The organism is Vibrio sp. SALL6 (assembly GCF_002002385.1).
GTDB lineage: Bacteria > Pseudomonadota > Gammaproteobacteria > Enterobacterales > Vibrionaceae > Vibrio > Vibrio parahaemolyticus.
Genome location: NZ_MQVK01000010.1, coordinates 1 through 11,650 on the forward strand (window position 1 = coordinate 1; position 11,650 = coordinate 11,650).

14 protein-coding genes are annotated in these 11,650 nt (G+C 45.4%); 13 read left to right on the forward strand and 1 reads right to left on the reverse strand.

Going from position 1 to position 11,650, the window contains the following annotated elements:
- The 13 genes from BIW15_RS06455 to BIW15_RS06515 all read left to right on the forward strand — a co-directional run.
- Window positions 1-895 (forward strand): chemotaxis protein CheW (locus BIW15_RS06455; RefSeq protein ID WP_029801190.1); only part of this gene is annotated, 895 nt, incomplete at its 5' end.
- Between the two features lie 35 nt (window positions 896-930).
- The gene (locus BIW15_RS06460) at window positions 931-1,425 is read left to right on the forward strand and encodes a chemotaxis protein CheW (protein WP_005438733.1); all 495 of its coding nucleotides are present in this window, start codon (window positions 931-933) and stop codon (window positions 1,423-1,425) included.
- A gap of 14 nt (window positions 1,426-1,439) precedes the next feature.
- Window positions 1,440-1,931 (forward strand): DUF2802 domain-containing protein, encoded by a 492-nt coding sequence (locus BIW15_RS06465; protein WP_025505995.1) that lies wholly within the window; start codon window positions 1,440-1,442, stop codon window positions 1,929-1,931.
- 199 nt (window positions 1,932-2,130) lie between these two features.
- Window positions 2,131-2,748 carry a cytochrome c biogenesis heme-transporting ATPase CcmA gene (ccmA, locus tag BIW15_RS06470; RefSeq protein WP_077280709.1) on the forward strand — a complete coding sequence of 206 codons (618 nt, stop codon included), beginning with the start codon at window positions 2,131-2,133 and terminating at the stop codon, window positions 2,746-2,748.
- A 1-nt stretch (window position 2,749) separates the two neighbouring features.
- A complete protein-coding gene (gene ccmB / locus BIW15_RS06475) occupies window positions 2,750-3,418 on the forward strand; it encodes a heme exporter protein CcmB (protein ID WP_005457672.1) in 669 nt (222 codons plus the stop codon).
- 109 nt (window positions 3,419-3,527) lie between these two features.
- The gene (locus BIW15_RS06480) at window positions 3,528-4,271 is read left to right on the forward strand and encodes a heme ABC transporter permease (protein WP_005457654.1); all 744 of its coding nucleotides are present in this window, start codon (window positions 3,528-3,530) and stop codon (window positions 4,269-4,271) included.
- Between the two features lie 11 nt (window positions 4,272-4,282).
- A complete protein-coding gene (gene ccmD, locus BIW15_RS06485; RefSeq protein WP_005457743.1) occupies window positions 4,283-4,489 on the forward strand; it encodes a heme exporter protein CcmD in 207 nt (68 codons plus the stop codon).
- Window positions 4,486-4,971, forward strand: coding sequence for a cytochrome c maturation protein CcmE (ccmE, locus tag BIW15_RS06490; protein ID WP_005457727.1), 486 nt, complete (start codon window positions 4,486-4,488; stop codon window positions 4,969-4,971). Before ccmD ends, ccmE begins: the two co-directional genes overlap by 4 nt.
- Window positions 4,968-6,944, forward strand: a complete 1,977-nt coding sequence (locus tag BIW15_RS06495) for a heme lyase CcmF/NrfE family subunit (protein WP_077280710.1) — start codon at window positions 4,968-4,970, stop codon at window positions 6,942-6,944. The genes ccmE and BIW15_RS06495 overlap by 4 nt, the downstream gene beginning before the upstream one ends.
- Window position 6,945: 1 nt before the next feature.
- Window positions 6,946-7,500 carry a DsbE family thiol:disulfide interchange protein gene (locus BIW15_RS06500; RefSeq protein ID WP_005457723.1) on the forward strand — a complete coding sequence of 185 codons (555 nt, stop codon included), beginning with the start codon at window positions 6,946-6,948 and terminating at the stop codon, window positions 7,498-7,500.
- A complete protein-coding gene (locus tag BIW15_RS06505) occupies window positions 7,497-7,982 on the forward strand; it encodes a cytochrome c-type biogenesis protein (protein ID WP_005457737.1) in 486 nt (161 codons plus the stop codon). The genes BIW15_RS06500 and BIW15_RS06505 overlap by 4 nt, the downstream gene beginning before the upstream one ends.
- Window positions 7,982-9,199, forward strand: a complete 1,218-nt coding sequence (ccmI, locus tag BIW15_RS06510; RefSeq protein ID WP_077280711.1) for a c-type cytochrome biogenesis protein CcmI — start codon at window positions 7,982-7,984, stop codon at window positions 9,197-9,199. The genes BIW15_RS06505 and ccmI overlap by 1 nt, the downstream gene beginning before the upstream one ends.
- A 251-nt stretch (window positions 9,200-9,450) precedes the next feature.
- Window positions 9,451-10,227: a VacJ family lipoprotein gene (locus BIW15_RS06515; protein ID WP_005494388.1), complete on the forward strand. Its 777-nt coding sequence runs from the start codon at window positions 9,451-9,453 to the stop codon at window positions 10,225-10,227.
- A gap of 87 nt (window positions 10,228-10,314) precedes the next feature.
- On the opposite strand, the gene BIW15_RS06520 is transcribed toward BIW15_RS06515, so the two are convergent.
- A complete protein-coding gene (locus tag BIW15_RS06520; protein WP_065870843.1) occupies window positions 10,315-11,634 on the reverse strand; it encodes an outer membrane protein transport protein in 1,320 nt (439 codons plus the stop codon).
- Between the last annotated feature and the right edge of the window lie 16 nt (window positions 11,635-11,650).

Sequence of the window (11,650 nt, forward strand, 5' to 3'; positions counted from 1 at the left end):
GCCAGAGCCAGAGCCAGAGCTCCAGATGCAATACGCAGAGTCAGACTCTTACCAGTTTCGCGAAAACTACGCACCGCAACTGGAAGCGCCGAATTTAGAAGACGTTCAAAGGTTATTGAGTCAACTCGAATCGACCAATGTCGTAGATGAGTTAGACATAGACGACATTTTGGAACAGAACACCATCGACATTGCGATTCACGCAAAGTCGATACAACCAGACGTTGAAGTAGCTGTTGAGTCACCAATAGAAGTGGTTGAAGAAATTCAAGAATGGGTGATAGAAGAGCCTGTTTCTGAAGTAATTCAAACTGAGGTAGCTCAAGTCGAAGCGGTAGAAGTTGTTCCTGAGATAGAACAAGACATCGCGATAGAACAGCAAACCGAAACGCAACTGGAAACCGAGGCGAGCCCCGCGATCCCCAATACGTGGGAAGGCACGCAAAGAAGTGAAGATTTTCAAGTGCTTTACTTTGATGTCAACGAAGTGACATTTGCCGTACCGCTCGATGAATTGGGTGGCATTCATCGCATTACCGAGCTCAACCACCTTATTGGTCGACCAGCCTGGTACTTAGGTTTACAGACGAACCGCGAACAGCAGTTTGATGTCGTCGACACTGCAAAGTGGGTGATGGCAGACAAACTCCGTGGGGATGAATACAAAGATAACTACCAATACGTTGTCATGCTTGGTGAAAGCATGTGGGGTTTGGCCAGTAACCAACTATTGGGTACTGAAACCCTAAATGGCGACAATGTTCGTTGGCGAGAACAAGCGGGTAAACGCCCTTGGCTAGCGGGCATGGTGAAAGAAAAAATGTGTGCTTTAATTCATGTCCAAGCACTTATAGACATGCTAAACGCCGGTTTAGATGTAAAATCACTGAATTAGATTTAAGTCGGGAACGACATTAACGAGGATTAACTATGTCTCAAGCTTTTGAAGTAGAAGTGAAGAAAGATACATCGAATGACGAAGTTCTTCAGTGGGTGACGTTCCAACTAGAAGAAGAAACGTACGGCATCAATGTAATGCAAGTTCGTGAAGTTCTTCGTTACACTGAAATTGCTCCAGTTCCAGGTGCGCCAGATTACGTACTAGGTATCATCAACCTACGTGGTAACGTTGTAACGGTTATCGATACACGTTCACGCTTCGGTTTGATGGAAGGCGAAGTAACTGATAACACACGTATCATCGTGATCGAATCAGAGCGTCAAGTTATCGGTATCTTGGTAGATAGCGTTGCTGAGGTGGTTTACCTACGTTCTTCTGAGATCGACACTACGCCTTCTGTAGGTACAGACGAAAGCGCGAAATTCATCCAAGGTGTAAGCAACCGTGACGGTAAGCTTCTGATCCTTGTTGATTTGAACAAGCTGCTAACTGACGACGAATGGGACGAGATGGCTCACCTATAATTGGCTGAATGATGATGGCTGAAGAGACTTTTTTATCTGTACCATTCCTCGCGGGTGGCGTTGCGTTTATTGTATTGGTGTTGGTTGTGTTGCAGCTGCGCATTCGTGCTGGTTTGCAAAAGCAAATGGACCAACAGCGAGCGCAGGCACGACACGCGGATAAAGAAGTGCAGAAGCTGAACAAACAGCTACTAGAGGTACGTTCGGTTGTAGTTGGCCTTGGCCAAAAAGTAACTGAGCAGCAAGATATCATCCAACATCTTAATGAGCGAATTCGCGAACTAGAACACGCTGATACTGATGGTCGCTTATACAGTAGAGCAACCAAAATGGTGCAGTTAGGGGCTGATATCAACGAGCTAATCGAAGAGTGTGAACTGCCAAAAGCAGAAGCAGAGTTGATGCTCTCTTTGCAGAAAAAACTGGCTGGAAAAGAGAAGATCCCGCCATTAAGCAGTCAACCTTCCGATGATTCGAATTACCCACCACGTGGGCGTCGACGATAAAGAGAATAAAAAGAAGCTTCGGCTTCTTTTTTTATATCTAAAATAAAAACTTATAGCCACTTATGGTTAATTTTATCAAAATGTGACAGTAAGTTAACAAAAATACATGAACTTACATACATCCCTGCTTTCTTATCCTGTTTTGTCACAAGTAAGCTGTGTTAATATAGCCCTTCGTTCCTTATGAAGTTGAAGCCCTATGTTAGAAGTGTCTAACCTGACTGCGATCCGTGATGAAAGGGTCCTGTTTGAAAACCTGAAATTTGAAATTAAGCCTGGTGAGTTAGTCCAGATCGAAGGGCGTAATGGCACAGGTAAAACGACGCTACTGCGCATTATTACAGGGTTAGGCGATAGAGAAGAAGGAATGATCAAGTGGAAAAGTGAAGAGGTTGAAAAATCTCGTGATGTCTTCCACCAAGACTTGCTATTTCTTGGCCATCAAACTGGCGTAAAGCGCGAACTCACCGCATTTGAAAACTTACGTTTTTACCAATCTATTCAAAATAACAGCACTTCCGATGAAGAAATCTTTACTGCTTTAACCCAAGTGGGGCTTGCGGGGCGAGAAGATGTGCCTGTAGCACAACTTTCTGCGGGTCAGCAGCGTCGCGTTGCTTTGGCTAGACTTTGGCTAAGTAAGCAGATTTTGTGGATTTTGGATGAACCACTAACAGCAATCGACAAACAAGGTGTCAAAGTGCTTGAAGCTCTGTTTGCTCAGCATGCCGATAACGGTGGCATTGTGATGTTAACGACGCACCAAGATATGTTTGCTGACAGCCCTAAACTTAGAAAAATAAAATTGGGTGATTGATATGATTTCGGCCATGACAACTATTATTCGCCGCGAACTCTTGATTGCATTTCGTCGCCAAGCCGACATTTTGAACCCGCTTTGGTTCTTTATTATTGTTATTACTTTGTTTCCATTGAGTATTGGGCCTGAACCTAATTTGTTAGCACGTATTGCAGCGGGCATTGTTTGGGTTGCCGCATTGCTATCGGCATTATTATCATTAGAACGTCTATTTCGTGATGATTTTCAAGATGGTGCGTTAGAGCAAATGATGCTCATGCCAATTCCCTTGCAACTTGTGGTTATATCTAAGGTCATAGCTCATTGGGTGCTAACGGGATTACCGCTGATTTTGATCAGCCCGCTATTGGCAGTATTACTTTCTCTGGATTTCAACACTTGGTTGTCTGTGGTGCTCACGTTAATGATTGGCACCCCGACACTGAGTTTTATCGGTGCTATTGGTGTGGCGCTGACAGTTGGGTTACAAAAGGGCGGCGTTCTTTTGAGTTTGCTTATTCTTCCGCTCTATATCCCAATTCTGATTTTCGCAACATCGGCGATTGATGCTGCTGCGTTAGGTATGGCGTATAACGGTCAATTGGCGATTTTAGGTGCAATGTTAATGGGTGCGATAACTCTCACGCCATTTGCAATCAGTGCCGCGTTGCGAGTTAGTGTTAACTAACTCAATAAAGTGTCATTAACACGACGCTTGATCAAAGAATTATTATTAAAGCACTGCTACGGTCTCGACCCCTTAGACAGTGTCCCTGAAGTAAGAGTGAGAACTAAACATGTGGAAATGGCTACATCCTTATGCCAAGCCAGAAGCAGCTTACCGTTTGAGTGGTAAGTTCTTACCTTGGTTTTCTGTATTGGCCCTCGTATGCCTAGCGGTAGGTACCGTTTGGGGACTGGCGTTTGCGCCTTCTGATTACCAACAAGGTGACAGTTTCCGAATTATTTATATTCATGTTCCATCTGCTATTTGGTCTATGGGCGTGTACATGTCGATGGCGATTGCTGCCTTTATCGGTTTGGTTTGGCAAGTTCGCTTATCAGATATGGCCGCTCTTGCGATGGCACCGATCGGCGCAGTATTCACCTTTATTGCTCTTCTGACCGGTGCCGTTTGGGGCAAACCGATGTGGGGCACTTGGTGGGTATGGGATGCTCGTCTTACTTCTGAACTTATTCTTCTATTCCTTTACCTTGGTGTGATAGCACTTTACCACGCGTTTGATGACCAAAAAACGGCTGCAAAAGCTGCAGGTATTTTGGCGATTGTTGGCGTAGTGAACCTGCCAATCATCCACTTCTCTGTTGAGTGGTGGAACACGCTTCACCAAGGCGCAACAATTACGAAATTCGAACAACCTTCAATTTCATCCGACATGCTTTGGCCACTGTTGCTGAACATCTTTGGTTTTGCGTTCTTCTTTGGTGCTGTGACTATGGTGCGTTTCCGTAACGAAATCATCAGTAAAGAAAGTCATCGCCCTTGGGTTCGCGATCTCGCAACAGACAAAACTCAGTGAGGTAATTAACGATGCACTTTGAATCTCTGAGCGACTTTTTTGCCATGGGTGGCTATGCGTCATACGTATGGAGCGCGTTCGGCATTACTTTTTTATCAATGCTTATCCTTCTAATCACCAGTCTACGTCGCGGTGATGCATTAATGAAAGAAGTGAAAGCGAAAATTGACCGTCAAGCGCGTATTGACGCAGCGAAGAATATGGAGAACACCTTATGAACCCGAGACGTAAAAAGAGGCTAGGTATTGTTCTGGCGATCTTTATCGGTATCAGTGCCACCATCGGTTTGATGTTATATGCGCTTAACCAAAATATGGACCTTTTCTACACGCCGACTGAACTGGTCAACGGTAAGCCAGATGGTACTAAACCTGAGGTTGGTCAGCGTCTTCGTATTGGTGGTATGGTGGTTGTAGGCTCGGTTCGTCGTGATCCTAACTCTCTTAAAGTGAGCTTTGATCTGCATGATGTGGGTCCAAAAGTAACGATCACTTACGAAGGTATTCTTCCTGATTTGTTCCGTGAAGGGCAGGGCATCGTTGCGCAAGGTGTTCTAAAAGACGCAACGACAGTTGAAGCGTTTGAAGTTCTCGCTAAACACGACGAAGAATACATGCCACCTGAAATTGCAGAAGCCATGAAGAAAACGCATGAACCATTGCAATACAGCAGTGAACAAAAACAAGGAAGCGGCGAATGATTGCTGAAATCGGCCATTTTGCCCTCATTTTATCTTTAGCGATGGCGGTACTGCTTTCTGTACTGCCGCTATGGGGCGCATCAAACAATAATACGATGCTGATGAATACCGCTCGACCGCTGTCTTGGTCGATGTTCATTATGCTGTTTTTCTCGTTCGTGATTTTGTGTTGGGGTTTTTATACTAACGATTTCACTCTGCAATACATAGCAAGTAACTCAAACAGCCAACTGCCTTGGTACTACCGTTTGACAGCGGTATGGGGTGCACACGAAGGTTCCCTATTGCTTTGGGTGCTTATCCAAGCAGGTTGGACCGTCGCGGTTGCTACATTCAGCCGCGGTATGCCACAAGAGTCGGTTGCACGTGTACTTGCCGTAATGGGTATGATCTCAGTAGGTTTCCTACTGTTTATTATCTTAACGTCAAACCCATTCCTACGTACGTTACCGTTCTTCCCTGTTGATGGTCGAGATTTGAACCCGCTTCTGCAAGACCCAGGGCTGATTGTGCATCCACCAATGCTGTACATGGGTTACGTCGGTTTCTCTGTTGCGTTTTCGTTCGCGATTGCTTCTCTAATGACAGGTCGTCTTGATACAGCATGGGCGCGCTGGTCTCGTCCTTGGACAACGGCGGCTTGGGTATTCCTAACTTTGGGTATCGCACTAGGTTCTTGGTGGGCTTATTACGAACTTGGCTGGGGCGGCTGGTGGTTCTGGGATCCAGTAGAAAACGCATCCTTTATGCCTTGGCTAGCAGGTACTGCACTTATGCACTCGCTAGCAGTAACGGAAAAACGCGGTACATTTAAAGCTTGGACAGTATTGCTAGCGATCTCTGCATTCTCGTTGAGTTTGTTAGGTACTTTCTTAGTTCGTTCGGGCATTTTGGTGTCGGTACACGCGTTTGCGTCCGATCCTTCTCGCGGTATGTTTATCCTTGGTTTCCTTGTCTTCGTTATCGGTGGTTCTTTACTGCTATTCGCGGTGAAAGGTGCGGCGGTACGTGTTCGTGGTAACTTTGATTTAGTGTCACGCGAAAACGCGCTTCTTGCCAATAACGTCTTGCTGATTGCTGCACTTGTGGTTGTCTTAGTTGGTACGTTGTTGCCATTGGTTCACAAGCAGCTTGGTTTGGGCTCGGTTTCTATCGGTGCCCCATTCTTCGATATGCTATTTGCATGGCTCATGATGCCGTTTGCCTTCTTGCTAGGTATCGGTCCTCTTATCCGTTGGAAGCGTGACCAGTTATCTTCGATTGTGAAGCCTATGCTTGTGTCGGGCACTGTGTCTCTGGCGTTGGCGGCGGTTTGTGTATTCCTATTTGCTGATTTCTTCTCAGTGATGGCGTACATCGGCTGGGTTATGTCGATTTGGATCGTGGCAATGCATGCGTTCGAATTGCATGAGCGTGCGACGCACCGTCACAGTTTTGCTGAAGGTGTTCGTAAGCTTCAACGTAGCCACTGGGCGATGATGTTTGGTCATATCGGTCTTGCCGTGACGATCATTGGTATCGCTATGGTACAAAACTACAGCATTGAGCGTGATGTGCGTTTAGCACCAGGTGAACACTTCCAAATCGAAGGTTATGATTTCTACTTCTCGGGTCTTCGTGATAAAGACGGTCCGAACTACGATGGTTACATCGCTGATTTCGAAATCACACACGATGGTAAGTACATCAATACACTTCATGCCGAGAAGCGTTTCTACCGCACCGCGAAGTCGATGATGACAGAAGCGGCCATTGATCGTGGTATCACTCGCGACCTTTACATCGCGATGGGGGAGCGTTTGGAAGATAACCGTTCTTGGGCGGTGCGCATTTACTACAAACCGTTCGTACGTTGGATCTGGGCTGGCTCTTTGATCATGGCATTAGGCGGCGCACTAGCGATTTCTGATAAGCGTTACCGCTTCCGTAAGTCATCGAAAAAGAACGCAAAGTCAAACGAGCAGGTAGCATAAAATGAATAAGAAAATCTTGTTTATCCCGTTGGTTGCTTTCTTAGTTCTGGCGGGGATCTTCGCAACACAGTTGGTTCGTAACCAAGATGGTGACGACCCAACAAAGCTGGAATCTGTTTTAGTTGGCAAACCTGTTCCTAAGTTTCACTTAGAAGACTTGGCCGAACCGGGTAAACAGTACGATCAGTCGATTTTTAAAGGTGAGCCTCTGCTGTTAAATGTGTGGGCTACATGGTGTCCTACTTGCTACGCAGAGCATAAATATCTCAACGAACTTGCTGGTAAAGGCGTGAAGATCATCGGTATGAACTACAAAGATGATCGAAACAAAGCGATCGGTTGGTTGAACGATTTAGGTAACCCATACCTAATTAGTCTGTTCGATGGCAGCGGTATGTTGGGTCTGGATCTTGGTGTGTACGGCGCACCGGAAACCTTCATTATCGATGCGAATGGTGTCATTCGTTACCGTCATGTAGGTGATGTTAACCCTCGAAATTGGGCTGACACGTTAGCACCAATGTACAACCAGCTGGTTGAGGAGGCGAAGCAATGAGAAAAGTGATTTTAGCAGTGTTTGCAGCCCTAACATTCTCGTTGGCGGCACATGCTGCAATTGAAGTGTATGAGTTTGACAACTTAGAGCAGGAGCAACAGTTCAAAGAGCTAGGACACACATTGCGCTGCCCTAAATGTCAGAACAACACCATCTCTGATTCGAATGCCGAACTTGCTCAAGACTTGCGCCACAAGGTCTACGAAATGACGAAAGAGGGCAAGTCAAAAGAAGAGATCGTCGATTACATGATCGCGCGCTACGGCAACTTCGTGACTTACAATCCGCCGTTCACTATGTCGACGGCGATTTTATGGCTTGGTCCACTGGCGGTGGTTTTGGGCGGTTTTGGTTTGATCGTGCTTCGTAGCCGAAAGTCAAAAGCAAAAGTCACAGCAAACAACGACGAGAAATGGGACGAGCAAAAAGAAGCGCGTTTAAAAGCGCTGCTTGAAGAAGAGAATAACGGAGATAATAAGTAATGACTCTATTTTGGATTTCCACCGTTATTCTTACGTTGATTGCTTGTGCGTTAGTTGCGCTGCCTCTTCTGAAGCAGAAAGCAAACAACGACGACATCTTACGTGATGAGTTGAACAAAGCTTTTTATAAAGATCGTCTTTCTGAGCTTCAAGAAGAAACAGAAGAAGGTCTTGTCGAGAGACAAGAAGATCTGATTTCTGATCTTAAGCAGTCACTTTTGGATGATATTCCTGCACAGAAAATGAGTCAGGAAACCAAAGTCTCGCCGATGGCAGTGCTTATTCCTTCTGTGATTCTTACGGTTGCGTTAAGTTACGGGCTTTATTACAAGTTTGGCGCATCTCAAGATGTTGTGAAATGGCAAGAGGTTACGTCTAACTTGCCAGAGCTTTCTAAGAAGCTGATGTCGTCGTCTTCTGAACCTCTGAGCGATGATGAAATGGCTGATTTAACGTTAGCACTGCGCACGCGCCTGCATTATCAGCCAGAAGATTCAACCGGTTGGTTGCTACTCGGTCGTATTGCATTAGCGAACCGCGATGTGACGACAGCCATCGATTCTATGAAAAAGTCGTATGCTCTTGAGCCAAAAGATCCTGACGTTATGTTAGGTTACGCTCAGGCGTTAATGCTTTCTCAAGACGAGATGGACCAAGCAACGGCTCGTTCTTTACTTGGTAAGCTCATGCAACAAGATTACGTGGATTTACGCGTGTTCTCATTGCTCGCATTTGATGCATTTGAACGTAAAGATTACCCCGCAGCAATTAAATACTGGGGCATTATGCAGCAGATGATCGGTCCTGACGATAGCCGATACGAAAGCCTTTCACGCAGTATCGACCATGCACGCAAACAAATGGGTGAAGTGGTTTCTCCGGATAAAAGCGTGGCAGTAACGATTAATGTCGCACCTGAAGCACAACTTGATCCTAACGCGGTATTAATTGTCTCAGTTCATCGAGCTGATGGTTCACCAATGCCGGTTGCAGCCGCTCGCTATCCACTTGGTTCGTTCCCACGAACAGTGGTGCTAGATGACGGTAACGCGATGATGCAAGGGCAAAAACTATCATCGTTAGAAAAACTTATCGTGCGTGTACGTGCTGATTCTGATGGCAATGTTGCAACGCGTGACCAAGATTGGCATGGCGAAAGCGATGTGGTTGAATTCGGTCAGCCGGTTGCAGTGACCATCGATAAACAGTATCAATAGTTAGTTGTTGTCTCTGATATATGACACATTAGTCAATGTCGGGCCCATTTAGTGGTATGACTCTAAACTATCAAGTAAAATGACCAAGGCCAGCATTTGCTGGCCTTTGTTTATATACTCAAGTGACGTCTAAAATGTATTTATCGCTAACATTGAGCTTGTTGGTTGTTTCTGCATTTGCTTTTTGGCGTTGGTCATACATTTTTAAATGAGGTTACTTAAGTATATTAATAGTCGTTATGGAACATAGAATGTATAACAAGGGTAAATCCTACCTGATGTTACTGTTAGCACTTGGTCTTGTTGGCTGTTCGAGTGCGCCTGAGGAGGCAGTAACAAGTGAAGGAGAGACAAATCAAACGACTTCTGATGTGTATGATCCGTTAGAAGGCTTTAACCGCGCGATGTGGGAAATCAACTACGAGTACTTAGATCCGTATTTGGTTCGTCCTGTGTCGATCGCGTACGTTGAATACACACCTGTGCCTATTCGTTCCGGTATCGCCAACTTCTTGTCAAACCTTGATGAACCATCAAGCATGGTGAACAACCTTTTGATGGGTAACGGTAGCAAAGCGGTGGATCACTTTAACCGTTTTTGGATTAACTCTACGTTCGGTATTCTCGGTGTATTTGACATCGCAACTGCGGCGGGTATCACCAAGTACGACAATAAAGAGTTCAGCAGTGCTGTTGGTCATTATGGCGTAGGGAATGGCCCATACTTTATGATACCTGGTTATGGTCCTTATACTTTGCGAGAAGTGACAGATACCGTCGATGGTATGTATCTCCCATTATCTTACTTGAATATTTGGGCTGGTTTAGGGAAGTGGGCATTAGAAGGTTTGGAAAAACGAGCGTTGCTTGTACCGCAAGAAGCACAGCTTGATAGTTCTCCAGATCCTTATGTACTGACTCGAGATGTCTACATTCAGCGTCAAAACTTTAAAGCAGAAATCGACACGGTAGAAGAAGTGAATCCGGAAGAAGAAGCGTTGTTAGACGAATATCTAGATGAATTCTAATCGTTGATGTTTCAAATAAAATGAACGCAATAAAAAAGGCTTAGCAAGTGCTAAGCCTTTTTTGTCTCTCGATTTATTAACGAGTAATTAGAAACGGTAGTTCGCTTGAACACCGATTAGCCAAACGTTACCCGTTGTTTCACCAACGAATTGACCACCAACTACTTCAGCTGAGTCGTCTGACTTGTAGCCACGAGACTCAACGATTGGTGCGTCTTTCGCGATAATGTAAGTGAAGCCAGCGTCTAGGCTGAAGTCTTTCGTCCAGTCATAAGTTGCACCGATGCTTAACCAAGTACGGTCTGTTTCTGGAATAGTGATCGTGCGGTTCTTATCACTTACAGCAGACGTATCGTATGCAATACCAGTACGTAGGGCTACCTTAGGTTGAAGTTGGTAAGTCGCACCAACTGCAAAGCGGTAGTTATCTTCCCAGTTTTCCACTTTCACCATGTGTGTACCAGCGGTTTCTAGGTGAGCTTCTAGCTTCTCGAAAGAACTCCAGTCAGTCCAGTTGAAACTTGCGTGTAATGCAAGTTGGTCTGTTACTTGGTGGAAGCTCGCTAGTTCAGCCGTTGCTGGTAGGTTTAGGTACATGTAGCCATTGTCACGCAGCTGTGGAAGCTTAGGAGTACCGAAGCCAAAACCAAGGCCCTCAGCATGACCTTCAAGCTTTAGCTCAACCTCAGATTTGTACGTGAAACCGATGCGGTTGTTTTCGTTGATCTGCCACGCTGTACCCAATTGCCAACCCCAAGCCGTATCGTCACCTTCCATGTACTTAAGAGTCGTACCTTGAGGTTTTTGTAATACGTTTACTTTAGGAGTCGTAGCGCCAAAACTTCCTTCACCGATGATGTAACGAATACCACCACCAATACTTACCGCATCATTAATTTTGTATGCTGCGTTTAGGTTTGCTTCCATTGTGGTTACGCTTGCTTCGTTACCAAAATGAGAGGCGGCAAAGCCTTTGCCTAGATCCGTTTCCATACCGTAGTTCGTACCGAACGCCAGGCCGATTGCGAATTGTTCGTTGTATTGGTGTGATAGGTAGAAGTTTGGAATGACCGCATCATGTGCGAAGTCATCTGAAGAGGTTGAAGAGGAGTTAATTACACTCTGATTTACTGGATGCTTAAGTGTGGTTTGACCATTGATATCAATGTTTGGATTTACATAGATGGCACCAACAGACACTTGAGTGCCCTCTAGGTAAGTAAGCATTGCTGGGTTACGCCATTGAGAACTTGCGTTGTCAGCCATTGCTGCTTCACCAGCGTAAGCACGACCTAGACCTGTTGCAGAATATTCAGCTAATTGGAAGCCTGCTGCATTTGCCATGCCTGAAGTGCCAAGTAGGCTAAGTGCTACTGCTGTTGATAGGAAAGTCTTGTTGGTTTTCATTCTAATGTTCGCTGAA